The sequence below is a fragment of the Mesorhizobium kowhaii genome, from assembly GCF_042431665.1.
In the GTDB taxonomy this organism is placed as follows: Bacteria; Pseudomonadota; Alphaproteobacteria; order Rhizobiales; family Rhizobiaceae; genus Mesorhizobium; species Mesorhizobium kowhaii.
The window spans coordinates 48,942-74,669 of record NZ_JBHLYT010000044.1 but is presented as its reverse complement, the minus strand read 5'-3'; the positions used below and the strand labels follow the sequence as shown (position 1 = coordinate 74,669).

Below are 25,728 nucleotides of genomic sequence, written 5' to 3'. Positions count from 1 at the left end.
TCAGCCCAGCACCGTCATCACCTGGCCGCGTCTTTCCGGACTGAAGCGGATGACGACGATGATGCAGACGGCGACCACGCCGGCAAAAAGCGCCAGCGCGTAGCCATAGCTGCCCCCGACCCTTTCCGCGATGCCTGCCTGGTAAGGGCCGCCGTAGGAGGCGGCGAGATTGCCGGCCTGATAGATGAAGCCGGGCAAGGTCGCGCGCACCGACCCGGGTGAAAGCTCGTTGAGGTGCACCGGGATGACGCCCCAGGCGCCCTGGACCGCGACCTGCATGACGAAGGCGCCAATGGCGAGCATGAAAGGCGTGGTGCTGTAGGCCCACAGCGGGATCGACGGCAGGGCGATCAGGCACGCCAGGGTGATGGCGTTGACGCGGCCGATCTTCTCGGACAGCGCGCCGAACGCCAGGCCACCGACAATGGCGCCGATGTTGGCGACGATGGTGATCCAGCTCACCGTGTGGGGATCGAAGCCGTGCTGCTTCTTCAGGAAGGTCGGGTAGAGGTCCTGTGTGCCATGGCTGAAGAAGTTGAAGAACATCATCAGCACGACGGCATAGAGGGCGACGCCCCAGTGCTTTTGCAGCGTTTCCAACAGACCCGGTCGGGCTGTTTTCCGCGCGTCGACGAAGGCCGGCGATTCCGGCACATGCGAGCGGATGAACAGCACGATCAGTGCCGGCACGAAGCTGAGCAGGAACATGGCGCGCCAGCCGATCGTGTAGCCGCCGATCGTTTGTTGATAGAGCAGGCCATAGACCACCGCTGCCAGGAGGTAGCCGGCCGGGTAACCGCATTGCAGGATGCCCGAAACCATGCCGCGCGCGCTGGGCGGGATGGACTCCATGGCGAGCGAACTGCCGAGCCCCCATTCGCCGCCCATGGCGATGCCGAACAGGGCGCGCAGCGCCAGGAAGATCCCGAGATTGGGCGAAAAGGCGGCCAAGGCGCCGATCACCGAATAGCTGACGATGTTGAGCATGAGGATGGGTTTGCGCCCGTATTTGTCGGCAAGCATGCCGAAGAAGAATGCGCCGATGAAGCGCGTCGCCAAGGTCAGGAACAGCGCCTTCGAGACTGCCGGGACATCGGTCTGGAATTCGGTCGCAATATCCGTGAGCAGGAATGTCAGAAGGAAGAAATCAAAGGCATCGAGCGTCCACCCCAGGAATGAGGCCAGGACGGTTTTCTTCTGTTGGGCGTTGAGGTTCAAGACGTGCTCCTTTGCCATCCCCGGGCAACGATATGTCGCCCGGTTCGCAAAAGAGAACAGCCATCAGCCGGCTTTCGAAAAACCGGCGGTCACTTTTTCGTAAGGTCGAGATCGAAGACCATCAACCCGTCGGTGCCGCCTTCGAGGGCTGCAACCAGCCGGGCGCCGGCGCGCTGATGGGCTTCATGCACCAGATAGGCGTCGCGGGCGGCGGCATCGCGGAAATCGATGGTGAAGCCGTGGGTGAAGCCGCGCGCGAACGGCTCCGGGCTGACATTGGCGCTGAATTTGACGGTGTCCATGCCGTCGATCACCCGTCGCAGCGCCTCGAGGTCGGCATGGATCGCTGTGCGCTCGGCGGCCGGAACATCGTTGCGAAACCTAGCGAAAACACAGTGCCTGATCATCTTCAGGACCCTTCAAGCTGCACGGTTTCCGGAAAACACCGCCGGCGGCAGCGGCTCGCGACCAAGGATCAGGTCGGCACCCTTTTCGCCGACCATGATGGTCGGCGCATTGGTGTTGGAGGAGGGCACACGCGGCATCACCGAGGCGTCGCAGACCCGCAGGCCTTCGATGCCGCGCAGCCGCAGATCCGGCGTTACGACCGCCATGTCGTCATGGCCCATGCGGCAGGTGCCGACCGGGTGGTGGTCGGTCTTGGAACTGCGGCAGGCATAGTCGAACAGCTCGTCGTCGCTGGCGAGTGACGGGCCGGGCAGCACTTCGCGCAGCACGTAGGGCTTAAGCGCCTTCTGCCGCATGATCTCGCGCGCCAGCCTCAGCCCCTTGATCGACATGGCGCGGTCATAGGGATCGGACCAGTAGTTCGGATCGATCAGCGGATGGTCGGCCGGGTCGGCGCTCTTCAGCCGCACCGTGCCGCGCGAGCGCGGCCGCAGGAAGGCGGAGTTCAAGGTGACGCCCGGGTTGTTCAGCTTCTCGACACCGGCTTCGATGCCGGAGCCGAGGCCGAGATGGAACTGGATGTCGGGCGAGGCGGCAGTCGGGTCGGCGTACCAGAAGCCGCCGGTCTCGAACAGGCTGGAGGCCACCGGCCCCTTCTTGAGGAGCAGGTACTGCAGGCCGGCCCAGGCCGTGCGGTGCAGCTTGGCATAGTTGTCATAGGTGTGATCGCCGGTGCATTCGGCGATGACGAACAGGTCGAGATGGTCCTGCATGTTCGAGCCGACGCCGGGGAGGTCATGCACCGGCGCGACGCCGACCGATTTCAGATGGTCGGCCGGGCCGATGCCCGACTGCATCAACAGCTTCGGCGAGCCGATGGCGCCGGACGAAACGATCACCTCGCGGTCGGCGCGCAGGATTTTCTTCTCGCCGCCCGGCCTGTCGACGATTTCGACGCCAATGGCGCGGCCTTTGTCGACGACGACGCGGGTCACCAGCACATCGGTCCTGACGGTGAGGTTCTTGCGCGCTCGGATCGGCCTCAAATAGGCGACCGAAGCGGATGAACGCCTCGCATCCTTCTGGGTCAATTGGTAGTAGCCGACGCCTTCCTGGCTGGCGCCGTTGAAATCCGGGTTGAACGGAATGCCCATCTCCTGGCCGGCGCGGAAATAGGCTTCGCAGATCGGCAGCGGCGAAATCGGGTTCGACACACCGAGCGGGCCCTGGTCGCCATGAAAGTCGTTGGCGTAGCGCTGGTTGTTCTCGGCGCGTTTGAAATAAGGCAGCACGTCGCGGTAGCCCCAGCCGGCGAGACCCTCTTCCTTCTCCCAGGCGTCGTAGTCGCGGGCATTGCCGCGCGTGTAGATCTGGGCGTTGATGGAAGAACCGCCGCCGACCACCTTGGCCTGCGTGTACCAGAAGACGCGGTCCTTCATGTGCTTCTGCGGCACCGTCGACCAGCCCCAGGAAGCAATGCCCTTGGTCATCTTGGCAAAGCCCGCCGGCAGGTGGATATAGGGATGCCAGTCCTTGCCGCCGGCTTCCAGCAGCAGCACCGAATTCGCCGGATCCTCGCTCAGCCGGTTGGCCAGAACGCAGCCGGCCGGGCCGGCGCCCACGATGATGTAGTCGGTCATGACACTATCCACCTTACAGCCGCGGCACGGAGAGCGCGCCGTCGACATTGATGATCGAGCCGGTCGAAAAGCCGAGCTTGCCGCCGGCGAGCGTCGCCACCACGGCACCGATGTCCGACGCTTCGCCCCAGCGCTTTGCCGGCACCAGCCCGCCGTCGATCAAGGCACCGTATTTGGCGGTGACGCCTGATGTCATATCGGTGCGGATGATGCCCGGCCGCACCTCGAACACAGCGATGTCTTCGGCGGCGAGCCTGAGCGCCAGGGTCTTCACCCACATCGACAGCCCGGCTTTCGAGATGCAGTAGTCCGGCCGTTCCGGCGACGCCATTTCGGCGCTGACCGAGGTGATGGTGATGATCGATTTCGGGTGACTGCCAGGTGCAGCCAGCATCGCCTTGGCGACGGCCTGGCTGAGGAACACGGTGCCGCGCAGATTGATGCTGAGCACCCTATCGAAGTTCTCCGGCTTCAGCTCGAGGAGGTCGCCGCGCACGACGGCACCGACGCCGGCATTGTTGACCAGGCAATCGATGCGGCCGAAGGCGCGCATCGCCGCATCGACGAGTGTGGTGTGACTGGCAAGATCAGCAATGTCGCAGCTGACATAAGCGAACTTCGCGCCGTGCTTGGCGATGTCTTTGGCTAACCCGTCAGCGGGGTTTTCGGCAAGGTCAGCGACCAGAATATCGAAGCCGGCATCGGCCAGCGCCTGCGCACAGGCCAGGCCGATGCCGCGCGCGCCGCCGGTGACGATGGCTGCAGGACGGGTCATGTGGAAAGCTCGGTCTTGCGAATATGGTCGGCGACACGCAGCGCTTGTGCGGCGATCGACAGCGCCGGATTAACGGCGGCCGAGTTCGGCAGGAAGCCGCCATCGACAACGAACAGATTCCGGTGATCGAAGGACCGGCAGAACGGGTCGAGCGGCGCGGTCGCCGGATCGTCACCCATCTTGACCGTGCCGCACTGGTGCGACGGCGTGCGCTTGTCGAAGGGGCGCGACAGCACGATCGGGTAACCGCAGGCGCGGAAGTTTTCGCGCATCACCTTGGTCAGCCCGTCCAGCGACTGCATGTTGGAGCGCCGCCATTGCATGACGATGTCCTTGCCGTCGACCATGATGCGGCTTTCAGGATCGGGCAGATCCTCGCACATCAGATACCAATCGACAGCATGGCCGGCCATGAAATCGAGCGCGAATTTAGGCGCGAACTTTACATTGGCGCTGAGGATGTTGCCGTCGATCTTGCCGAGAAGCTGGACGTTGCCGAGCGGCTTGCCGCCCTTGCCGTCGGACAGATAATAATCGTTCAGCATCAGCGTCTTCTGGTAGATGGAATCGTTGCGGCGGCGCGGATCGATCGCCAGCATGGCGCTGGAATTGTGGTTCATGAAATTGCGGCCGACCTGGTCGGAGCGGTTGGCAAGGCCCTTGCCGTCGGGAGAAGGCGAGCGCAGCAGGATGACGGCGGAATTGACTGCTCCGGCTGAGAGGATGACCAGCTTCGGCGAGACTTTCTTCACGTCGCCATTTTGGCGGTAGTGAATGGCGGCAATGGTTTTGCCGTCGGCCGAGGCTTCGAGAGATTCGACGTAAGCGCCGGTCTCGAGCTTGATGTTCGGGTCGGTGAGGGCAGCCGTCAGCGGTCCTGTTTGCGCGTCTACCTTGCCTTGCCCGGTGTTCGGGAAAGCATCCCAGCCGGTCTTGCCATCCTTCAGCCAGGTGTCGATGTCGACGCCGAGCGGCAGCGAGGCCGGATGCAGGCCGAGGCCCTTGAGCTCGGCGCGGGCGCGCGCGATCGGCGCCTCGTCCGGTACCGGCTTGAAGGCGTAGGGGATCGAGTGGAACGGCTCGGTCGGATCCTCGCCCAGTGTGCCGCGCACACGAAACAGCTGCTCGGCCTTCGAATACCAGGGCTCGAATTCTTCGTAGGAAAACGGCCAGGCCGGCGACACGCCGCCGAAATGCTCCATGGCCGAAAAGTCTTCCCTGCGGTAACGGATCAGCACCGCGCCATAGAATTTCGAATTGCCGCCGACGTAGTAGTAGTTGCCGGGGTTGAAGGCCGCACCGCCGGCTTCGCGCCACATCTCCTTCGGCCGGTAGTGGCCGTCGACGAAGATGGACCGCGTGTCGCGCGCATGCGGCGTTGCCGGCAACGGCTCGCCGCGCTCCAGCATCAGGATCGAGGCACCGCTGCCGGCCAGACCGGAGGCGATCGTGGCGCCGCCGATGCCGGAGCCGATGATGACGATATCGGGATTTGCCATCTCGGTCAGAGAATGCGGTTTTCGGTCGCCGGATCGAAGAACACCGCCTTGGTCAGGTTGAAGGCGAGCGACGTGTTGGTGCCGGGCTGGATGTTGGCGTCGGCGCGCAGCCGCGCCACCACGCCTTTGCCGCCGAGATTGGTGACGGCGAAGGTGTCGGAGCCTGCCGGCTCCACCACCTCGATAAAGCAGTCGGCGGTGGCTATGTTCGACGCATTGCGCTCGGCGCCTTCCGGATCGGTCAGCGCTTCGGGGCGAACACCGAAGATGATCGGCTTGCCCTGGAATGCCGACAGGCCCGCCGGTGCGTTGGCCATCGGCAGCGAGATCGGCTCGCGCGCCTCGCGCTGCAGTACGACGGACAGCGCGTTGCCGTTGGTGCCGATCGTCGCCGGGATCAGGTTCATCGCCGGCGAACCCATGAAGTCGGCGACGAAGAGGTTGGTCGGGTTGTTGTAGATCTCGGCCGGGGTGCCGAACTGCTGCACCTCGCCGTCGCGCATGACGGCGATCTTGGTCGCCAGCGTCATCGCCTCGATCTGGTCGTGGGTGACGTAGACGATGGTGGTGCCGGTGGTGGCGTGCAGGCGCTTGATCTCGATGCGCATGTCGACGCGCAGCTTGGCGTCGAGGTTGGACAAAGGCTCGTCGAACAGGAACAGTTTTGGGTCGCGCACCAGCGCCCGGCCCATGGCGACGCGCTGGCGCTGGCCGCCGGACAGCTGGCTTGGCTTGCGCTGCAGGAGGTGGCCGATCTGCAGCACCTTGGCCACCTTGTCGATCGCCTTCTGGCGCTCTGCCGCCGGCACGCCGCGCATCTCCATGCCAAAGGAGATGTTCCCGGCCACCGTCATGTTCGGGTAGAGCGCATAGCTCTGGAACACCATGGCGATGTCGCGCTTCGACGGATGCAGGTCGTTGATGGTGCGTCCCTCGACGCGAATTTCGCCCGAAGTGATCGTCTCGAGGCCGGCGATGGTGTTGAGCAAAGTCGACTTGCCGCAGCCGGACGGGCCGACCAGCACCAGGAAGCCGCCCTTATCGAGTTCGACATCGATCCCCTTGAGGATCTCGACCTGGCCGAAGCGCTTTCTCAGACCATCAATTTCCAGAAAAGCCATCAGATTATCCTTTGACGGCGCCGGCCATCAGGCCGCGCACAAAATAGCGGCCGGCGAGCACATAGACGAGAAGGGTTGGGAGTGCGGCGATCATCGCGGCCGCCATATTGACGTTGTATTCGACGACGCCCGTCGAGGTGTTGACGACATTGTTGAGTGCTACCGTCATCGGCATCACGTCGCCGGAACCGGCATAGGCGGAGGCGAACAGGAAGTCGTTCCAGATGTTGGTGAACTGGTAGATCACCGTCACCACGATGATCGGCAACGAGTTGGGCAGCATGATGCGCCGGAAGATCTGGAAGAAGCTTGCCCCGTCGATCTGCGCCGCCTTAACCAGTTCGTTCGGAAACGCTTCGTAATAATTGCGGAAAAACAGGGTGGTGAAACCGATGCCGTAGACGACGTGAACGAACACCAGGTTCACGGTCGGATTGCCGAAGCCGAAGGTGAAACCGGTCGCGTTCTGCAGCTTAACGCCGAACCGGCCGAGGCTGCCGAGGATCGTCGCCATCGGCAAGAGCACCGACTGGAACGGGATGAAGCAGGCAAACAGCATCAGCCCGAACACCAGCGTCGCCCCACGAAAGCGCCATTTCGTCAGCACATAGCCGTTGAGCGCGCCGAGCAGGGTCGAGATGATGACTGCCGGAACCACCATCTTGATCGAGTTCCAGAAATAGCCCTTCATGCCGACGCAGGTCAGGCCCGAGCAAACTTCGCTCCACGCCTTGATCCAAGGCTCGAAGGTCGGCGCTTGTGGCAGCGCCAGCATGTTGCCGTTCTGGATCTCCTCCATGGTCTTGAACGAGGTGACCAGCATGACGAACAGCGGCATCAGGTAGAACAGCGCAAACAGCGCCAGCAGCCCGTAGATGACGATGCGGTTGATGGTCTTGACGTTGACGCCGCCGGCGGTCTGGCGGACAGGAGTGGCAACGGCGCTCATTGCGGCTTCTCCCGCAGTTCCGAATAGAGATAGGGCACGATGATGGCGACGATGGTCATCAGCATGATCACGGCGCTCGCCGAGCCGACAGCCATCTCGTTGCGCTTGAAGGTGTACTCATACATGAAGTTCGACGGCAGCCAGGCCGAGCCGCCGGGGCCGCCGCTGGTCAGCGCGACAACCAAGTCATACGATTTGATGGCAAGGTGCGCGAGCACGATGAAGGCCGACAGAAAGATCGGCCGCAGCAGCGGGATGACGATGCGCCGATAGAGCTGGAAGGTGGTGGCACCATCGATCTGCGCCGCCTTCATGATCTCGCCGTCGATGCCGCGCAAGCCGGCCAGGAACATCGCCATGATGAAGCCGGAGGCCTGCCAGACGCCGGCGATGACCACCGTGTAGATGACGAAGTCCTTGTTCTTGATCCAGTCGAAATGGAAGCTCGTCCAGCCCCATTGATGCAAGGTCTGCTCAAGGCCGAGGCCCGGATCGAGGAACCATTTCCAGGCGACACCGGTGACGATGAAGGACAGCGCCATCGGATAGAGATAGATCGGCCGCAGCACACCTTCGCCGCGGATCTTCTGGTCGAGCAGGATGGCCAGGAACAGGCCGAGCGCCAGGCAGATGAAGATGTAGAGAAAGCCGAAAATGCCCATGTTGGTGATCGACGTGTACCAGCTCGATGGCGGGTCGGTGTCGAAGGTCCAGCCCCACAGCCGCTGATAGGCGCGCGAGCCGGTGATGACATAGGACGGGAAGGTCTTGGAATTGGTGAAGGACAGATAGATCGTCCACAGGATGAAGCCGTAGACGAAGACGATGGTGATGGCGAAGCTGGGTGCCAGCACTATCTTCGGCAGCGCGTCCTGCAGGCGCGAGCGCACCGAGGCGCGCGGACGGGCGTGCTCCGGCGTCAGCTTGATCTGGCTTGTCGCTACCGTGCTCATAGGGCTCCTCCCGTCGACGCGAGGTCAACCAGGTTCGCGGATCGGAGCCTTCCCCGCCGGAGCGGGGAAGGCGTTTTTGGTGCGTGGCGCTTACCTGGCGTCGTCGATCGCCTTGACCAGCTCGGTCACGGCCTCGTCCGAGGTCTTGATCTGGCCGTGGACGAACTTGGTCACGACATCCTTGTAGGCATTGGCGATCGCGGGCGGGGCGCCATAGCCCTGGGCCAGCGAACCGAACAACGTGCCCTTCTCGTTGGCGGCCTTAAGGTCGGCGATGCCCTTCTTGCCGCAGGCGTCGAAGTCGGTGTCCGGAACGTCGGTGCGGGCCGGAACCGAGCCCTTGACGACGTTGAAGGCCGACTGGAAGCTCTTCGACAAAGTGGCGGTGGCAAGTGCGGCTTGGGCGGCCTTGCGGTCGTCAGATACGTCGAACATGCCGAACACGTCGGAATTGTAGACGACGCTGCCGTCGGTGCCCGGGAAGCGGTAGCACAGGAAATCGGTACCCGGGGTCTTGTTGGCGGCGTGGAACTCGCCCTTGGCCCAATCGCCCATGACCTGAACCAGTGCGTCCCCCTTGATGACCATGGCGGTGGCGAGGTTCCAGTCGCGGCCCGAGAAGTTCGGGTCGACATAGGTGACGAGCTTGGCGAGGTTGTCGAACGACTTCTTCATCGTGTCGGACTTCAGCGATGCGTCGTCGAGGTCGTTGAAGGCCTTCTTGTAGAACTCAGGTCCGCCGGTCGACAGCACGACCGAGTCGAACATGGTGGCTTCCTGCCAGTTCTGGCCACCCAAGGCGAGCGGAATGACGCCGGCCGCCTTGGCCTTATCGAGCAGCGCAATAAGGTCGTCGAAGGTCTTGGGCTCGGTGCCGCCGATCTTGTCCATCACCGCCTTGTTGATCCACAACCAGTTGACCGAATGGACGTTGACGGGCACCGCGACCCATTTGCCTTCATAGACGGTAAACTTCTGCAGCGCCGCGGGAACAACCTTGTCCCAGCCCTCCTTGACGGCGATGGCGGTGATATCGCCCATCTTGCCGGCCGCCGCATAGTCGAGCGCGGTGTAGCCGAGCATCTGAGAAGCCGTCGGCGGATTGCCTGCAGCCACCATTGCCTTCAGCGCAACCATTGCGGGGTCACCGCCACCGCCGGCCACCGGCACGTCCTTCCAGGCATAGCCTTCCTTGGCCAGGTCGCCCTTGAGGACGTTGAGAGCAGCCGCTTCGCCACCCGACGTCCACCAATGCAGCATCTGGACTTCCTTGACGTCCTCGGCATGGGCCGCGAAAGCAAGGCCCGATGCGAGAGCCGTTCCGATAAGCAGTTTGCGCAACATGTACTTCCTCCCTTGTTGCATCTACACGACCGGCGGATGCCCGCCGGGTTCTTCTCAACTCAGCCGACCCACCATCCGGTGCGTTGGCCGCGATGAAACTGGATTGTCTTTTCCTCGGTATAATCCTCGACGGCGCGTTTGCCGAGTTCGCGTCCGAGACCGGACTGCTTGTAGCCTCCGAATGGCAGCTCGGGATAACCTTCCATGAACGTGTTTACCCAGACGGTTCCCGAACGCACATTCCGCGCCACCGACATGCAGGTGTCGATGCTGGCGCTCCATACGCCCGCCGACAAACCATAAGGCGTGTTGTTGGCGATGTGCAACGCCTTTTCAATCGATTCAAAAGTCAGCACCGAGAGCACCGGGCCGAATACTTCCTCGCGCGCGATGGCCATGTCCTCGGTGACGTCGCGGATGATGGTGGGATCGAGGTACTGGCCGGCATTCGAGGCCAACTGCTTGCCGCCGCTGTAGACGCTGCTGCCGTTGCTTGCCGCTGCCGTGACGTAACCGGCTACCTTGGCCAGATGGTCGGACGAGATCATCGCGCCGACTTTGGTGCGGTCATCGAGCGGATCGCCGACGGTCACCCTGGCGGTGAGCGCCTTGACCGCGCCGAGAAAATCATCGGCGATCGCCTCGTGCACGATCAGCCGGCTGCCGGCATTGCAGCATTCGCCGGCATTGAAGAAGCCGCCGAACACGGCCGCGTCGGCGGCCGCTTCGAGGTCTGCGTCCGGAAAGACGATCTGACCGTTCTTGCCGCCAAGTTCCATCGAGACTTTCTTCAGCGATTGGGCGGCCGAGGCCATGGTCATCTTGCCGACGCGGGTGGAGCCGGTGAACGACACCATCTCGACCAGGGGATGGCTGACCATCGGCGCGCCGACATCGGCGCCAAGGCCGGCGAGGATGTTGACGACGCCGGTGGGCAGGCCGGCCTGCATCAGGATGTCACCAAGAACAAAGGTCGAGGCCGAGGTCATTTCGCTCGGCTTGACCACGGCCGTGCAGCCGGCGGCAAGCGCGAAAGGCAGTTTCTGGCTGACGATCAGGAAGGGGAAATTCCACGGCGTGATGATCGAGACGACGCCGATCGGCTCGCGCAGCACGACACCCAGCATGGCGTCGCCGAGATTGGCGTAGGATTCGCCGTGCAGCGTGCGGGCGAGCGATGCGGCGTAGCGCCAGATGTCGACGGCGCCGCCGATCTCGCCGCGCGCCTGGGCGATCGGCTTGCCCGATTCCAGCGCATCGAGCCGGGCGATCTCTTCCAGCCGTGCCTCGATCAGATCGGCCGTTTTGAGCAGGATCGCGGCGCGCTCGGCCGCCTTCATGCGCGGCCACGGACCGGTGTCGAACGCCTTGTGCGCGGCCAGCACCGCGGCTTCGACTTCGGTTTCGCCGGCCTGTGCATAATGCGAGACGGTGAAGCCGTGGCCTGGGCTCTTGCGCTCCAGCGTGCGGCCGTCGCGGGCATCGACATGCTTGCCGTCGATCAGCAGCCGATAGGCTCTGGGCGCTGCGGATGCCTCGGCGGGCATGATGATGTTGAGACGGGCGTTCATCTTGGCTTCGGAATCCTCAGGATCTTGAAAATGCTGGTTTCTGCTTGGTCTTGAAAGCGCCGACACCGGCCTGGAGATCGCCGGTCAGGGCGATGAAGCCACTGGCCAGCGCTTCCGTTGCCGCGGCACTGTCCTCACCTTCGGCGACCGCGATCATCAGCTTGGCCGCTTCCGTCGCCAGCGGGCCGCGCTCGGCGATCTTTTCGGCCCATGCCCTGGCTTCGGTCAGGCCGCTGCCGGTTTCAGCCACCCGGTCGACCACGCCCAGGGCCAGCGCTTCGGGTGCGAGCAGAATCTCGCCGCCCAGCGCCATGCGCCGCACCGTCTGCGCACCGAAGCGGCGCACCGCGCGCTGGGTGCCGGACCAGCCCGGGACGACGCCGATCGAGGTTTCGGGGAAGCCGAGCTTGACGTGTTTCTCCGCCACGCGGAAGTCGCAGGCGACGGCCAGTTCCAGCCCGCCGCCCAGCGCATGGCCGGACAGCACGGCGATGGTCGGCTGCCGCAGTCGCGCCAGCCGGTCGAAGACACGGTGGCCATAGCGCACCCATTGCACCTGGAAGTCGGCGGCACTCATCTGCGCCCACGCCTCGACGTCGCCGCCGGCGCAAAAGCCCTTGCCTTCGCCGCGAAGCAATACGACGCGCACGCCTTTGGCCATCTCCGCTTCGTCGAGCGCTGTCTCCAGCGCCCGCAGCATCGGAATGTCAAGCGCGTTGAATTTCTCCGGCCGGCGCAAGGTGACGATGCCGATGGCACCATCTTGCTCGAAGGTGACGAGACGCTCAGCCATGAGCGCCTCCAAGCGCGGCGCCGCCATTCAGCGTTAGGCCGATCGGCTGATCCAGGTAAAGTGCGGCGGGTGTCACCTCAAGGTTCTTGGCGACACCGAGCGGGGTCCCGGACTGGGCCAGCACATCGCGCTGCAGGTCGATGCCGGCTGCGATTTCGGTGACAACCAGACCTTCGGGCGTCAGCTTCATCACGCAGCGCTCGGTGACGTAGGTGATGTCCTGTCCCTGTGCGACCGCGCGCTTGCCCGAGAAGGAGATGTGCTCGACCTCGTTGACCACCTTCTTGACCTTGCCCTCCTGGTCGATGTGGATGCCGCCATCAGCCAATGAGAGTTTTGCCCCGGCATTGAAGAAACCGGAGAAGACGATCTTCTTCGCCCGCGCGGTGATGTCGACAAAGCCACCGGCACCGGCGGTGACATGCGGCCGTGCAGACAGTTTGGAGACGTTGACCGAACCGTGGCGGTCGATCTGCAGGAAGGACAGCAGCGAAGCGTCAAAGCCGCCGGCCTGGAAATAGATGAACTGGTGCGGCGAGGGCATGATCGCCTCGGCGTTGGAGGCGCAGCCGAACTTGAAGTCGAGCAGCGGCACGCCGCCGACGGCGCCCTGTTCGATCACCCAGGTGACCTTGCCGTGCTGGCCTTCCTCGAGAAGGATGCGTGGCACATTGGCCGAGATGCCGAAGCCGATGTTGACGGCCATGCCGTCGCGAAGCTCCATGGCAACGCGGCGCGCAATCACCTTCTGGACGTTCATTTCGGCGTTGCGGAAGCTCGACAGCGGCCGGAAGATTTCGCCCGAGATTGCCGGGTCGTAAGGCGTCAGCGTCGTCTGCAACTGGTCGGGCGCGACGACGATGTGGTCGACCAGCACGCCGGGCACGCGCACGTCGTGCGGCTTCAGCGTGCCGTTCTCGACGACGCGCTTGACCTGGGCAATGACGACGCCGCCATTGTTGCGGGCGGCGAGCGCCTGTTCGAGACCGCCGAGATAGGCGCCCTCATGCTCGTAAGTGAGGTTGCCACGCTCGTCGGCCGTGGTGGCGCGGATGATCGAGACATGCGGCACGATCGAGCGGAAATAGAGCCATTCCTCGCCGTCGAACTGCTGCACCGAAACGATCGGCTCGCTGGCGGCTGCGTTCATGGCGCAACCCTGGTGGCGGGGGTCGGCGAAGGTGTCGAGACCGACCTTGGTCAGCACGCCTGGCCGCTTGGCGGCGGCCTCGCGATGCATGTCGAACAGGATGCCCGACGGCACATTGTAGGCGGCGACCGAATTGTCGCCGATCATCTTCCAGATCTGCGGCGGCTCGGACGAGGAGGGTCCCGACGGATAGGAGCCGCACAAGGTGCGCTTCAACAGGCCGGGCTTGGCCAGATGGTCGATGCCCTTGATGCCATACATGTCGCCGGCGGCGATCGGGTGCAGCGTGGTGATATCCTTCGGATGGCCTTCGCTGTCGAAGCGCTCGCCAATCGCGGCCAGCACCGCGTCCGGGCAGCCGAGACCGCTCGACGACGACACGGATACGACCATGCCATCCTTGATCAGGCCTGCGGCCTGCGCTGCGGAAACGACCTTGCTCAATTCATGCTCCCGAGTTTCGGGTCGATCTTGACGGCCTTGCCGGAACTGGCCGATTGCAGGGCCGCTTCGGCTGCAGCGAGTGACCAGATGCCGTCCTCGCCCGTGGCGGAAGGTTGGCCGTCGCCACGGATAGCGGCATGGAACTGGCGCAGCGACCGGGCATAGAGGTCCTCGCGGTCGAAGTTCAGCTCCTCTTCGCCTTTTGCCGTGCGCAGCGTCACTGAGCCGACCGGCTTCTGCGTCATCACATTCCGGGCGATCATCGAGCCTTCCGAGCCATGCACCTCGAAACCGGTGTCGGCGAATTTGGTGGTGAAGCCTTCATGCGACTGGGCGATAACGCCAGACTTGAAGCGCCAGATGCACATGGCCCCACCAACCCGCTGCCGGCCATGCCGGCCGACTGGGTGAAGGCCGAGACTTCGACCGGATCGTCGCCGAGCACGAAGCGCAGCGTGTCGGCATCATGCACGGTGATGTCGAGCACCACGCCGCCGCCTGCCTCAGGTTTCGTGATGCGCCAGCCCTGCAGGTTCTCCGGCAGGTAGACGGCATGGAAGACGCGCGCGGCGATCGGCCTGCCGATACGGCCGGCCGCGATGGCCTCGCGCATGGCGCGGTGCGCGCCGGCGTTGCGCAGATGATGATTGGTGCCGAGCACGATGCCGGCGGCTTTTGCCGCGGCGACCATTGTGCGCGCGTCGCTGCTGGTCAGCGCCAGCGGCTTTTCGCACAGCACATGTTTTCCCGCCTTGGCGGCGGCCAGGGCCTGCTCGAGATGCAGTTCATTGGTGGTCGAGATGTAGACCGCGTCGATGTCGGCGCCGAGCAGAGCGTCAAGCGTCGAAACAGCCAGCGGAATGTTGTTCTCCCCGGCATAGGCCGTGGCGCGCTCGGGGCTGGAACTCATCACCGCGGCGATCTCGCCATCGCCTTGCGCGCGGATGGCGTTGATCATGAACTGTCTGGCGATCGTGCTGGCGCCGATCAAGCCCCATCTGACGCTCATGCCGCGTCCCCCATTCCTGCGGGCCTGTTTCGGGCGCGACGATCCGGGCCGCAGCTTTCCCTGACCACCAGATTGACCGCGCCGATATGATCTTCGGCCCGCGTGGTGCGCGACTGGATCATTTTCAGCATGACATGGGCGGCACGTTCGCCGAGCCCAGCCGTGTCCACCGAAACGCTGGTCAAGGCCGGTATATAGTGCTCGGCCTCCACCACATCGTCGAAGCCGACGACGGCGAAATCCGCGCCAGGCTCAAGTCCGTGCTTGCGTAGCGCCAGCATGACGCCAAAGGCGACCGCGTCGTTGAAGCACAAGGCCGCGGTTGGTGGTTCGGGCATCGACAGAGCGGTTTCCAGGCACGCCATGCCACCTCTGCGGCTGGTCTCGCCCTCGACGAGGAGCACGTCGCGGGCAGCGATGCCAAGCGTTTCGCAGGCATCGCGAAAGCCGCCAAGGCGTTCATGATAGACCACGAGATCGGACGAACCGCCAAAGAAGGCAAGCCGGCGATGGCCCTTGCCAATGAGATGGGCGGCCGCAAGGTAGGCGCCGCGATGATTGTCGGGCGTGATCACCGGAATGCGGCTTTCAGGCAGCCGGCGCATGGCGAAGACGACCGGAACGCCCGCCATCTCCAGCCGACGGAAAGCGCCCGGCGTGGTGCCGCGCGCCGGCGACACAATGAGGCCGGCGACGCCTTGCTCCATCAACGATTTCAGCACCTCTTCCTGGCGCACCGGATTTTCCGCCGTGTTGGCGATGAAAGGCACGATGCCGGCCGACTGGAAGACGCGCTCCATGCCGACCGCCAGTTCGGCGAAGAAGGGATTGGTGAGATCGTTGATGACCATACCGATGACGTTGGAGTGCGCCTTGCGCAGGTTGGCGGCGCCACGGTTGTAGACGTAACCAACATCCTCGATCGCCTTGCGAACCTTGACCGCGGTCTCAGGCCGGATCAGCCCACTGCCCTGAAGCACGAGCGACACCGTCGATTTGGACACGCCTGCCTCGCGGGCAATGTCGAATATCGTTGCCTTGGCCCGACTGGCCATCCAGATGCGTCCTCCCGGTTTTCTAGGTCAAATCTATTGGAACGTTCTAATCACTACTCCTATCTGGAGTCAATCGGGGTTCTTTCTGAATTTGAGAAATTGATCAGGAAAGGCGATACGGCCCATTTTACGCCGAATTTTGCTGCGGTGCAGCATTTGTCGATGAATGAACCCTGAATCCTAAAGGTTCTTGATTTATTGGAACGTTCCATTTATAGGCACGGCAATAGGGAGAGATCGATGGACATTTCCTTACCTGGTGAGGGTGGCCGCAGCACCCGCTACGCGCTGGTCGGCCAGCCGGTGCAGCCGGTGATCGGCGCGCGGTTTTCGCGCATCGCCTATGCCGCCGCGCACGTCGTTGCCGATCCGCTTGCGATGACCGATCCGTGGTCGCGGCCGGTGGTCGACTGGGACAGGACGATGGCGTTTCGTCACCATCTGTGGCGGCTCGGCTTCCGCATTGCCGAGGCGATGGACACGTCGCAGCGCGGCATGGGGTTCGACTGGACAAACGCACAGGAATTGATCCGCCGCTCGATCGCGGAAGCGCGCACCGTCGAAGGCGCCGATCTCGCTTCGGGTGCCGGCACAGACCATCTGGCGCCAACCGCCGCCAGGACGCTCGACGATGTCATCACCGCCTACGAGCAGCAATTCGCTTTCATAGAAGGGCTGGGCGGCAAGGCGATCATGATGGCCAGCCGCGCGCTGGCGGCGGTCGCCAAGGGCCCGGACGACTATGCACGTGTGTACGAGCGCATTCTGAGCCAGGCGTCCGGCAAGGTCATCCTGCACTGGCTGGGCGACATGTTCGACCCTGCGCTCAGGGGCTATTGGGGCAGCGCGAATTTCGAGCCCGCGCTCGACACCGTCGTCGCCATCATCGAACGCCACGCCGGCAAGGTGGAGGGGATAAAAATCTCGCTGCTCGATGCCGGCAAGGAGGTCACGCTCCGGAACCGGCTGCCGGACGGCGTCGTCATGTTCACCGGCGACGACTTCAACTATCCCGAACTGATCGCGGGCGACGACAGGAAACACTCGCATGCGCTGCTCGGCATTTTCGATGCGATCGCGCCGGTCGCCAATGCGGCACTGGCAAAACTGGCGGACGGCGACCGCGCCGACTATGACTTGCTGATGGCGCCGACCGTGCCGCTATCGCGAAAAATCTTCGAAGCGCCGACCGAATATTACAAGGCCGGCATCGTCTTCATGGCCTGGCTGAACGGCCATCAGGATCATTTTTCGATGGTCGGCGGCATGCAGTCGGCGCGCGGCATCCGCCACTATGCCGATGTCTTCCGCCTCGCCGACCAGGCAGGATTGCTGGCCGATCCGGATCTGGCGGTTGCCAGGATGAGGAGCCTCTGCGCCGTCGCAGGCGTTTAAAATCTGATCGTTTGGATTGGATGGTGGGCGTGACAGGGATTGAACCTGTGACCCCTGCAATGTCAATGCAGTGCTCTCCCGCTGAGCTACACGCCCATCCGAAGCCGCGCATACACCATTTTTGATCCAGCGCGTCAATAGCAGGAAAAAGGAAAGAAGGCGTCGTCTCGCCGCAGCGGCGACAAGGCACTGACGCCTAAAGCGCGCCGCGCTCTAGGTCTTTGTTTCATGCATGTCGTTTTCCCAAAACCGGGACCACTTTTGGGCGGCATGCATTGGCTCAGAAAGCGGCTCAGGCCGCGTGCAGCATCTTTTCGACCTCGTTGACGAGGTCGCGCAGGTGGAACGGCTTCGACAGCACCTTGGCGTCTTTCGGCGCCTTGGAATCCGGGTTCAGCGCAACGGCGGCGAAACCGGTGATGAACATGACCTTGAGGTCGGGATCGATCTCGGTGGCGCGGCGCGCCAGTTCAATGCCGTCCATCTCCGGCATGACGATGTCGGTCAGAAGTAGCGAGAACGGTTCCTCGCGCAGCCGCTCGTAGGCGCTGGCGCCATTGTCAAAATCGCTGACCTGGTACCCGGCGCGCTCCAGCGCCTTGACGAGGAACCGACGCATATCGTCGTCGTCTTCCGCCAGAAGAATGCGTGCCATGATATCCCGTCCGAATCACCCGCCCGAGATTGCCGTTGGGCAAGCCCGTTAACCATCCTGTATATGAGGAGGTGAGGGTAAACATCAAGTGAACGAGAACGGGGATGATCCATATTTGCCCGGCGGTGTGGCCGCTGAAATGCTGGACACGCGACCAGCAAGGTGGCACTTTCACATCATGATGCACTGGTGTTTTCGGGTTCGTTCAAATTGAAGACGGCAGCCGAGGATTTTTCGGTCTTTCCACCCTTCGAAATCCGGTCGGGCGCCGAGCAGCGCGTCCCCTTCCTCTTCAACTCGCCGCATAGCGGCCGCTACTATCCGGAGCGCTTCCTTGCCATGGCAAGGCTGGACCGCAACGCCATCCGCCGCTCGGAAGACTGCTACGTCGACGAGCTGTTCGGCGGCGCCGTTGCGCTGGGCGCGCCGATGCTGGCGGCGAATTTCCCGCGCGCCTATCTCGATGTCAATCGTGAGCCGTGGGAACTCGATCCGCGCATGTTCGCCGAGCCGGTGCCGTCCTTCTGCAACATCCGCTCGGCGCGGGTGGCCGGCGGGCTTGGCACGGTTCCCAAGCTGGTCGGCGAGGGGCTCGATATCTATTCCGGCCGCTTGCCGCTGGCTGAAGCGATCGCCCGCATCGAGGCCGTCTACAAGCCCTATCACGAGACGCTGAAACGGCTTTTGACCAGAACCCATGCGCGTTTCAGCTTTGCCGTTCTGATCGACTGTCATTCGATGCCGGCAAGCATTCGTGTCGGCGAAAACGGCCTGCGGCCCGACTTCATCATTGGTGACCGTTTCGGCATCTCGGCCACCGCGGCCTTGACCGAGACCGCGATTGGCCTGCTCACCGCGATGGGCTACACCGTCGCCCACAACAAGCCCTATGCCGGCGGCTTCATCACCGAGCACTATGGCCGCCCAGCGCGCCATCTGCATGCGCTGCAGATCGAGGTCAATCGCGGGCTCTACATGAACGAGCGGACATTCGAGAAGGTCACTGGCTTCGACGCGCTGGCCGACGACCTGACGCGATTTTCGGCGGATCTGATGGCGATGCCCGACCATCATTTCATCGACCTGCCGCTGGCGGCGGAGTGAAATCCAGTCTTGTTTTTACGCATGTCGTTGTCGCAAAACCGCTACACACTTTTGGGCGACATGCATCAGGATTTTCGGCGTAAAAAAAGACCGCATCGTTTGCACGATACGGTCGAAGTCTAGGGAGGAAACGCCCAAGGAGGGCATGGACAGGAAAACCTGTCCGAGGTCGAGGGTATTGTGCGCTGCACAAATGTCAAGCGACCTTCAGGCTTTTTTAATTCACTCTGATGTGGAAATTGCGTTTCGGTGACGCTTGTGTGACATCCGGGCAACAGCTGCTGCAGCGGAGAAATCGTCGAACACCCTTGTTTTGGCTGGAAATTGGCGGCAGAGCACCGGCTCGGGCATGCTGCAATGCGGGAGAATCAGTTGGATATCAGCATTGATTTCATGCGCCGCATCGCGCAGGCGGCAGCGGCGCAAACCTTGCCGCGCTTCCGCAGCCAGGGCGCCGTCGCCAACAAGGAAAAGGGCAGTTTCGACCCGGTCACCGAAGCCGATCGCGAGGCTGAACGCGCCATCCGGGCGCTGATATCAGCGCAATATCCCGACCATGGCATTCTGGGCGAGGAGCATGGCAGCGAAAACATTTCGAGCCGGCATGTTTGGGTGATCGACCCCATCGACGGCACGCGCGCCTACATCTCCGGCCTGCCGGTGTGGGGGACGCTGGTCGGGCTGACGGTCGATGGCGACGCGGTTGCCGGCATGATGTCGCAGCCGTTCACCGGCGAGCTTTACTACGCCAACGCCTCGGGCTCGCACTATGAGGGGCCGGGCGGCCCGCGCAAGCTGACAACCCGCAAGACGACGAAGCTCGCCGAGGCGACGCTGTTCACCACCACGCCGGCGCTGTTCAAGGGCGCGGCGCGCGAGCGTTACGACCAGTTAGAGAAGCAAGTCCAACTCGCCCGCTACGGCGCCGATTGCTACGCCTTCGCCATGATCGCGTCGGGAAGCGTCGACATCGTCGCCGATCCCGGATTGAAGCCTTACGACATCGTGGCGCTGATCCCGATCATCGAAAAGGCCGGCGGTGTGGTTACCACATTCGAAGGCGGGCCGGCGGAGAAGGGCGGCGACGTGGTGGCAGCGGCGACGCCGGAGCTTCATGCGGCCGCCATGGCAGCGCTACGCGGCTAATATCAGCGCGGCTTGATCGAGCGCTGGAATTCCGCCGGCGTGCGGCCGTAAACCTGCCTGAACGCGGAGCTGAAATGGCTGTGGCTGGAGAAGCCAAGGTCCATGCCCAGCGTCGTCAGATTGTCGTAGCGGCCAAGCAGGTCGAGCGCACGCGCCAGCCGCAGGCGCAGGTGATAGCGATAGAGCGGCATGGCCTCGACCTGCTGGAACACTTGCGTCAGGTAAACCGGCGAGACGCCGACCTCGGCGGCAATTTCGGCCAGCGTCCAGCGCCGGGACAGATCAGAGGACAAAACGAGCTTGGCGCGGTCGACCAGTTTCTGTCGGCCTATGCTGGCGCCGGCGACGTGCGAGGTCCGCTCGCCGAGCGAGCGCCGCACCAGCGTCAGCGCCAGGGTTTCGGCCTCGAGCGTTTCGGCGACGTTGCGGCTCAGGCTGTGGCGCAGCAAAGCCACCAAAGCTTGCGCTCGCGGGTCGATGCGCCGGCGTTGGCGACGAAACGCCGGGGTGGCGCCGGCGCGCAATTGTTCCTTCGGCACCAGCTCCAGCAGCTGAGCCTCCTCGACGACGAGATCGAGGCAGGCATCGCCGCCCTCGACGGGGTGGCTGATCTGATAGGTTTCCGCCTCGTTGAAGAACAGCAGTTGGTTGGCTTCGGCGACGGCGTCGTTGCGGCCGACATGACGCACGAAGACGCCGCGATACGGAAACACAAGATGCGTCGCCGTCGTGCACTCTTCTTCGCTCCTGTGCCGGCATTCGCCACTGCAGATGACGTCCCGCACCCTGACAGTGCCGGTGTCGAGAAGCGGCTGGACGGTGAATTGCGACATGGCCGTTGCGTTCCCTTGCGCCGGACCATGGGGTCCGGCATTGCAATCGGCACTCTACGCAATCGGCCCGCCCATTCCTGTCAGGAGACTTCCAGGCAGGCCGCTCCTTAAAGCGCGTCGCGTTGAAACGGATTCAGGCGACGCGCTTTAAGTCTTTGTCTCATGCATGTCGTTGCCCCAAAGCCGGGACCACTTTTTGGGCGACATACGTTAATCCCATAACCGGCGCGTGGATTCGGAATAGGCGTCGCCGCGCGACAGACCGATGTCCTTGAGCTGGTCGTCGGTCATCTCGAGCAAAGCGCGGCGGCTTCGGCGCCTCTCCATCTGACAGCTGATCCAGCCAGCCGTCGCTATGAATTGTGCGTACAAAGTCTGGCGGATGGTCACGGTGCGAATTGTCGGCGCCTGCGTCGGCACGGTGCCGGCCAGGCATTGCGTCGCCGCTGTATGATCGGGGCGCATCGCTCAGTCCTCCCTGGTGCCGGCTGCCGAGGCGCCGGCTTCGTTCAGCGCTTGCGCGCATTCCTCGCAGCAGACTTCGACGGTCTTGCCGCCGACCTTGACACGGATCGGGTTGGCGTCCAGCTGGCAATCGCAGGCGGCGCAGGTTTTCTCGGTCATGATCTCATCTCCATGGCGTTCAGTTCGACGCGGGCAGATGAGCACTCGGGGACGGCGCGGGCTGTCAGAATCTTTAGCACTTTGCGTGCCGCGGGCGCTGCCGGCCCATCCCTACTGACAACAGGGTGTCAGTAGGGACGGACTATGGAAGGGCCTTTCCAGAGGGAGGACCAGACATGCCGACACAATCAACAGCCAGCCACGCCAATGACAGTCCGGCGGACGGCCGCAGCGATTTCGATTTCTTCTTCGGCAGCTGGGATGTCAGTCATCGAAGGCTGCAAAAGCGCCTGGCAGGCGACGACAATTGGGACGAATTCGGCGGCATATGCGAGGTGCGCCCGCTGCTCGGCGGTCTCGGCAATGTCGACGACAATGTGATCGAACTGCCGGGCGGCGCCTATCGCGCCGCCACGGTGCGGACCTTCGATGCAGCGACACGGCAATGGTCGATCTGGTGGATCGACGGTCGCAACCCGTCGACCATCGATGTGCCGGTGCGCGGCGCGTTCACAGACGGTGTCGGCACATTCCTGTGTGACGATGTCTTCGACGGCCGGCCGATCCAGGTTCGTTTCCTCTGGTCACGGATCATGGAGAATTCGGCGCGCTGGGAGCAGGCCTTTTCGCCCGATGGCGGCATGAGCTGGGAGACCAACTGGGTCATGGAGTTCGCCCGCCACGCATGAGCCGATGATCGGCGTCCGTCAGGCCGTGGGGTCGTCGCTGCCGGGAATGAAGGCGTCGAAGGCGGCGAGCAATTGTTCGCGGTAGATGTCGGCTTCCTGCAGGATTTCGTGGCGCGCGCCGTCGATCATCAGCAGCGAACCGAGCCGCAGCCGCCTGGCATAGGCTTCCACGGCCTTGGTCGAGACGACCTGGTCGGCGCCGGCTGCGATTATCAGCAGCGGGACCTGAATCCGAGCCATGAAGTCGGGGCCGCTGACGGCTTCGGATGCTTTGGCGGCTGCCTGCAGCCAGCGGATCGTCGGGCCGCCAAGCGCCAGTTGCGGGTACTCTTCGTAAATCCGCGTGTTACGGCGATAGCGCTCCGGGTCGGACGTCAGCTTGTTGGTCTCGAAAGGGGCCGTCACCTTCGGCCGTGGGCCCCAGGCGGCATAGAGCCGGCCAAGGCCGAGAGCGCAGAACAGCGAACAGACGCGGCGAACCGTTCTTATCGAGACCGGCAGATCGGGCACCGTGAGGAACGGCGCGATCAGCACCATGCGCCGCACGCGGTTCACCATCGACGGCGCGGCAAGCAGCGTGATCACCGCACCCGCGGAATGGGCCAGGATGTAATATGGGCCGCGGCAGTCGGGCAGCACGATCTCCTCGAAGAACTGCTCCAGATCCGCGGTATAGTCACGGAAGCTGCGGACATAGCCGCGCTGGCGATCGCGGATCAGACGGGAGGAATCGCCCTGACCGCGCCAGTCGAGGGTGGCGACGCCAAAGCCACGGTCGGCAAGATTGCGGATGGTTTCGAAATATTTCTCGATGCACTCGTTGCGGCCGGTGAGCACGACCACGGTGCCTTTCAGCGGGCGCGCGACCGCGCCGAACAGGCCGTAGCGGATCTTCTTGCGGTCGCGGGTGGTGAAGAAGCCGCCGGTGGCGTTTTCCGGTCGTGGATTGCCCTCGATTTCGTGAAAAAGGGGGATGTCGTGGAAAAGATCCGTCATTCGGCGCTTCGTGCTCGGCGTCTGGCGTGCCCGCCCGTGCTGGCTGGCTCGGCTAAGGTGATAGACGCCCATGCGCCAAAAGCAAAGGAATTCCGGGCGATGGAGGCCCCGCAACGGGGAAGGCCGGAAGCCGCTTGAAAGCGTGCTTCCGGCCTCTGTCGATCCGGGAGGAAGGGACGTTACACCCGGTTCGGCCTCGTTGCGGCACCCGGCGCCGCTAATCCTTGATCTTGGGCTCACCCTAGCGCCGGCTGTCTGAACGCGCGCCGAAGCGCCGGTTCATCTGCCGTTCATCAACGACCAGCCGCACGGCCTTTTTGCCAGCATGCGAAATCTTGAAATGCATTCGAGCGCTCCCCAAATGTCGAATGCGGTCGCCAATGTCGGGGCCGCTGGTCCAGCCGAAACGCCGCTCAAGGGTTTCGCACCGGCCATACGCAAACCATGTTGCTCAACAGGAGAACACCTCATGCGTCACGTTGATTTTTCCCCGCTCTACCGTTCGACCGTCGGCTTCGACCGTCTCTTCACCATGCTCGATTCGCTTGCGCAGCCGGATGGCGCGCAGACCTATCCGCCCTACAACATCGAGCGCACCGGCGAGGATTCCTATCGGATCTCGATGGCGGTTGCCGGCTTCTCCGACGAGGAAATCTCGATCGAAGCCCACCGCAACGTGCTGACCGTGAAAGGTGAGCGCAAGGACGAGGGCACCGGCGAAGGTTCCGAACTGCTCTATCGCGGCATCGCCTCGAGGGCTTTCGAGCGCCGCTTCCAGCTTGCCGACCACGTTGAAGTCGTTGGCGCCGCGCTGAAGAACGGCCTGCTCTTCGTCGACCTCAAGCGCAACATTCCCGAGGAGTTGAAGCCACGCAAAATCGCGATCACCTCGGCTCCGGCCAAGGCCAAGCAGATCGAAGCCAAGACCGCCAACTAACCAATAGCCTCCCAAGGCAAAGGCGGCGCTGAAAGGCGCCGCCTTTTTGTAGTCCGGGATATCGATTATCCTGCGATCAGCTGGCCAAAGCGGTCAACATCTTCGGCCGTCGTCGCAAAGCTGGCGACGAAACGGTAGATCGCTTCGTTGTCGCCGAGGTGGCCGTCGAAGCCCTGAGGTACGCCCCATTCGTAGAATTTGGCGCCGGCCGCCTGCAGCTTTTCGGCATTGGTGCGGTCGAGGACCGCGAAAACCTCATTGGCCTGCGGCAACCAGGCCAGCCTGCCTGTCGGCGCGTCTTCGATCGTCTCGGCCAGCCGCGCGGCCATGGCGTTGGCCTGGCGCGCCATCCTCAGCCACAGGTCGTCGGTGAGATAGGCTTCGAACTGAGCCGAGATGAAGCGCGCCTTGGAGAAGGTCTGCCCGGCGCGCTGGCGCAGCAGGCGCAGGTCACGCGCCACGTCGAGGTTCAGGACCACAACCGCGTCGGCCATCCAGCAGCCGTTCTTGGTGCCGCCGAAGGAGATGATGTCGACGCCGCTCTTCCAGGTCATTTCAGCAGGCGATATGTCGGTCGCGGCAATCGCGTTGGCGAAGCGCGCGCCGTCCATGTGCAGAGGCAAGCCATGGCGGCGAGCGACCTCGGAGACGGCCTTGATATCATCGACGGTGTAGACCGTGCCGACCTCGGTCGCCTGGGTGATCGTCACCGCCATCGGCTGGCCGGCGGGGGCGAGGTCTTGCGAATAGCGCATGATGGCCCGGTCGAGAGCCCGCGGACTGATGCGCCCCAATGGTCCAGGAACCGGCGACATGCGCGCTCCGCCGGTGTAGAAGCCCGCCGCGCCGAATTCATCGACGTTCATATGCGCTTCGGAATGGCAGAAGGCGACGCCGCCGATACGATTGCATGCCGCCATGGAGAGCGCGTTGGCCGCCGTGCCGGTCGCGACGAAGAACACCGCGACCTCCCGCTCGAAGATCTCGCTGAAGCGCCGATAGACGGCGCGGTCGAGCTCGCCGTCGCCATAGGCGGTCGCGATGCCCGCGGCGTGCCGGGACAGATTGGCCGAGATGTCGGGATGGGCGCCTGCCCAATTGTCGGAAGCGAAGAACATGCACCTGCCTGTGTTTTGGGGAAATCGGCCTGAAGCTGACCGATTTCGCGTGCCGACCGCAAGGGCCAGACGCCGGAAAACCATTAAAGCCAGTCAATCTGGTAAAGCAGCAGCTGGCGACTGAAGCTTACGTTTTTCCTCAACTTCACGTAATTTTATGTCGCCGACGGCCCAAGTTTTTTGTGAATCGGTCTTGTGTGCGTCTCGGATTTCTGTCATAAAAATTTAGGACAGTAGTGCTGTCTTATTTTGTCGCACAAAACGAGCTGGATTGGCGTATCATTTGGGCCTCTCCGGCTGTT

The 25,728-nt window shown here is 63.3% G+C and carries 24 protein-coding genes, 1 tRNA gene and 1 pseudogene; 5 read left to right on the top strand and 21 right to left on the bottom strand.

The genetic code is table 11. The features are described from left to right. From ACFFNA_RS24445 to ACFFNA_RS24380, 14 genes and pseudogenes are all read right to left on the bottom strand, one after another. Nucleotides 1–1,236, bottom strand: a complete 1,236-nt coding sequence (locus ACFFNA_RS24445) for an MFS transporter (protein WP_378922236.1) — start codon at nt 1,234–1,236, stop codon at nt 1–3. A 71-nt stretch (nt 1,237–1,307) separates the two neighbouring features. Beyond that, nucleotides 1,308–1,625, bottom strand: a complete 318-nt coding sequence (locus tag ACFFNA_RS24440; protein ID WP_378922234.1) for a Dabb family protein — start codon at nt 1,623–1,625, stop codon at nt 1,308–1,310. Nucleotides 1,626–1,637: 12 nt separating this feature from the next. Further along, nucleotides 1,638–3,266, bottom strand: coding sequence for a GMC family oxidoreductase (locus ACFFNA_RS24435; RefSeq protein ID WP_378922232.1), 1,629 nt, complete (start codon nt 3,264–3,266; stop codon nt 1,638–1,640). 13 nt (nt 3,267–3,279) lie between these two features. Continuing rightward, nucleotides 3,280–4,041: a 3-ketoacyl-ACP reductase gene (locus ACFFNA_RS24430; RefSeq protein WP_378922230.1), complete on the bottom strand. Its 762-nt coding sequence runs from the start codon at nt 4,039–4,041 to the stop codon at nt 3,280–3,282. Beyond that, a complete protein-coding gene (locus tag ACFFNA_RS24425) occupies nt 4,038–5,540 on the bottom strand; it encodes a GMC oxidoreductase (protein WP_378922228.1) in 1,503 nt (500 codons plus the stop codon). Before ACFFNA_RS24425 ends, ACFFNA_RS24430 begins: the two co-directional genes overlap by 4 nt. A gap of 5 nt (nt 5,541–5,545) precedes the next feature. After that, nucleotides 5,546–6,661 (bottom strand): ABC transporter ATP-binding protein, encoded by a 1,116-nt coding sequence (locus ACFFNA_RS24420; protein WP_111548687.1) that lies wholly within the window; start codon nt 6,659–6,661, stop codon nt 5,546–5,548. Between the two features lie 4 nt (nt 6,662–6,665). Then, entirely contained in the window at nt 6,666–7,610 is a 945-nt protein-coding gene (locus tag ACFFNA_RS24415) for a carbohydrate ABC transporter permease (RefSeq protein WP_111548686.1), read from the bottom strand. Continuing rightward, nucleotides 7,607–8,563, bottom strand: a complete 957-nt coding sequence (locus ACFFNA_RS24410; protein ID WP_111548685.1) for a carbohydrate ABC transporter permease — start codon at nt 8,561–8,563, stop codon at nt 7,607–7,609. Before ACFFNA_RS24410 ends, ACFFNA_RS24415 begins: the two co-directional genes overlap by 4 nt. Nucleotides 8,564–8,653: 90 nt before the next feature. Then, a complete protein-coding gene (locus tag ACFFNA_RS24405; protein ID WP_378922225.1) occupies nt 8,654–9,907 on the bottom strand; it encodes an ABC transporter substrate-binding protein in 1,254 nt (417 codons plus the stop codon). 59 nt (nt 9,908–9,966) lie between these two features. After that, nucleotides 9,967–11,478, bottom strand: a complete 1,512-nt coding sequence (locus ACFFNA_RS24400; protein WP_378922223.1) for an aldehyde dehydrogenase family protein — start codon at nt 11,476–11,478, stop codon at nt 9,967–9,969. A gap of 16 nt (nt 11,479–11,494) precedes the next feature. Beyond that, nucleotides 11,495–12,271, bottom strand: coding sequence for an enoyl-CoA hydratase/isomerase family protein (locus tag ACFFNA_RS24395; RefSeq protein WP_378922221.1), 777 nt, complete (start codon nt 12,269–12,271; stop codon nt 11,495–11,497). Then, nucleotides 12,264–13,865, bottom strand: coding sequence for an acyl CoA:acetate/3-ketoacid CoA transferase (locus ACFFNA_RS24390; RefSeq protein ID WP_378922219.1), 1,602 nt, complete (start codon nt 13,863–13,865; stop codon nt 12,264–12,266). Before ACFFNA_RS24390 ends, ACFFNA_RS24395 begins: the two co-directional genes overlap by 8 nt. Further along, nucleotides 13,862–14,874 (bottom strand): annotated as a pseudogene (locus ACFFNA_RS24385) (Gfo/Idh/MocA family protein). The gene ACFFNA_RS24390 and the pseudogene ACFFNA_RS24385 overlap by 4 nt, the downstream one beginning before the upstream one ends. Then, nucleotides 14,871–15,929: a LacI family DNA-binding transcriptional regulator gene (locus tag ACFFNA_RS24380; RefSeq protein ID WP_378922217.1), complete on the bottom strand. Its 1,059-nt coding sequence runs from the start codon at nt 15,927–15,929 to the stop codon at nt 14,871–14,873. The pseudogene ACFFNA_RS24385 and the gene ACFFNA_RS24380 overlap by 4 nt, the downstream one beginning before the upstream one ends. A 240-nt stretch (nt 15,930–16,169) precedes the next feature. On the opposite strand from ACFFNA_RS24380, the gene ACFFNA_RS24375 reads away from it, so the two are divergent. Continuing rightward, nucleotides 16,170–17,324: a dihydrodipicolinate synthase family protein gene (locus tag ACFFNA_RS24375; RefSeq protein ID WP_378922215.1), complete on the top strand. Its 1,155-nt coding sequence runs from the start codon at nt 16,170–16,172 to the stop codon at nt 17,322–17,324. A gap of 21 nt (nt 17,325–17,345) precedes the next feature. Here ACFFNA_RS24375 and ACFFNA_RS24370 read toward each other — a convergent pair. Further along, nucleotides 17,346–17,420: transfer RNA gene (locus tag ACFFNA_RS24370), tRNA-Val, on the bottom strand. A 196-nt stretch (nt 17,421–17,616) separates the two neighbouring features. Further along, nucleotides 17,617–17,979 (bottom strand): cell cycle two-component system response regulator CpdR, encoded by a 363-nt coding sequence (gene cpdR / locus ACFFNA_RS24365; protein ID WP_010911372.1) that lies wholly within the window; start codon nt 17,977–17,979, stop codon nt 17,617–17,619. 162 nt (nt 17,980–18,141) lie between these two features. On the opposite strand from cpdR, the gene ACFFNA_RS24360 reads away from it, so the two are divergent. Beyond that, nucleotides 18,142–19,083 carry an N-formylglutamate amidohydrolase gene (locus ACFFNA_RS24360; protein ID WP_378922212.1) on the top strand — a complete coding sequence of 314 codons (942 nt, stop codon included), beginning with the start codon at nt 18,142–18,144 and terminating at the stop codon, nt 19,081–19,083. Nucleotides 19,084–19,455: 372 nt separating this feature from the next. Continuing rightward, nucleotides 19,456–20,229 (top strand): histidinol-phosphatase, encoded by a 774-nt coding sequence (gene hisN, locus ACFFNA_RS24355; RefSeq protein WP_378922210.1) that lies wholly within the window; start codon nt 19,456–19,458, stop codon nt 20,227–20,229. A gap of 2 nt (nt 20,230–20,231) precedes the next feature. Here hisN and ACFFNA_RS24350 read toward each other — a convergent pair whose 3' ends face one another. The 3 genes from ACFFNA_RS24350 to ACFFNA_RS24340 all read right to left on the bottom strand — a co-directional run bounded on the left by ACFFNA_RS24350 (nt 20,232) and on the right by ACFFNA_RS24340 (nt 21,686). Beyond that, on the bottom strand, nt 20,232–21,062 hold the full coding sequence (locus ACFFNA_RS24350) for a helix-turn-helix domain-containing protein (protein WP_378922208.1): 831 nt from the start codon (nt 21,060–21,062) through the stop codon (nt 20,232–20,234). A gap of 210 nt (nt 21,063–21,272) precedes the next feature. Further along, nucleotides 21,273–21,527 carry a DUF1127 domain-containing protein gene (locus ACFFNA_RS24345; RefSeq protein WP_378922206.1) on the bottom strand — a complete coding sequence of 85 codons (255 nt, stop codon included), beginning with the start codon at nt 21,525–21,527 and terminating at the stop codon, nt 21,273–21,275. Nucleotides 21,528–21,530: 3 nt separating this feature from the next. Beyond that, a complete protein-coding gene (locus tag ACFFNA_RS24340) occupies nt 21,531–21,686 on the bottom strand; it encodes a hypothetical protein (protein ID WP_167392101.1) in 156 nt (51 codons plus the stop codon). Between the two features lie 176 nt (nt 21,687–21,862). Between ACFFNA_RS24340 and ACFFNA_RS24335 the strand changes: the two genes are divergently transcribed. Then, nucleotides 21,863–22,375, top strand: coding sequence for a DUF1579 domain-containing protein (locus ACFFNA_RS24335; RefSeq protein WP_378922204.1), 513 nt, complete (start codon nt 21,863–21,865; stop codon nt 22,373–22,375). 18 nt (nt 22,376–22,393) lie between these two features. On the opposite strand, the gene ACFFNA_RS24330 is transcribed toward ACFFNA_RS24335, so the two are convergent. Continuing rightward, the gene (locus ACFFNA_RS24330; protein ID WP_378922202.1) at nt 22,394–23,371 is read right to left on the bottom strand and encodes an alpha/beta fold hydrolase; all 978 of its coding nucleotides are present in this window, start codon (nt 23,369–23,371) and stop codon (nt 22,394–22,396) included. 469 nt (nt 23,372–23,840) lie between these two features. On the opposite strand from ACFFNA_RS24330, the gene ACFFNA_RS24325 reads away from it, so the two are divergent. Beyond that, on the top strand, nt 23,841–24,308 hold the full coding sequence (locus ACFFNA_RS24325) for an Hsp20 family protein (RefSeq protein ID WP_023759726.1): 468 nt from the start codon (nt 23,841–23,843) through the stop codon (nt 24,306–24,308). Nucleotides 24,309–24,373: 65 nt separating this feature from the next. On the opposite strand, the gene ACFFNA_RS24320 is transcribed toward ACFFNA_RS24325, so the two are convergent. Beyond that, nucleotides 24,374–25,426, bottom strand: a complete 1,053-nt coding sequence (locus tag ACFFNA_RS24320; RefSeq protein WP_378922200.1) for a threonine aldolase family protein — start codon at nt 25,424–25,426, stop codon at nt 24,374–24,376. Nucleotides 25,427–25,728 lie beyond the last annotated feature (302 nt).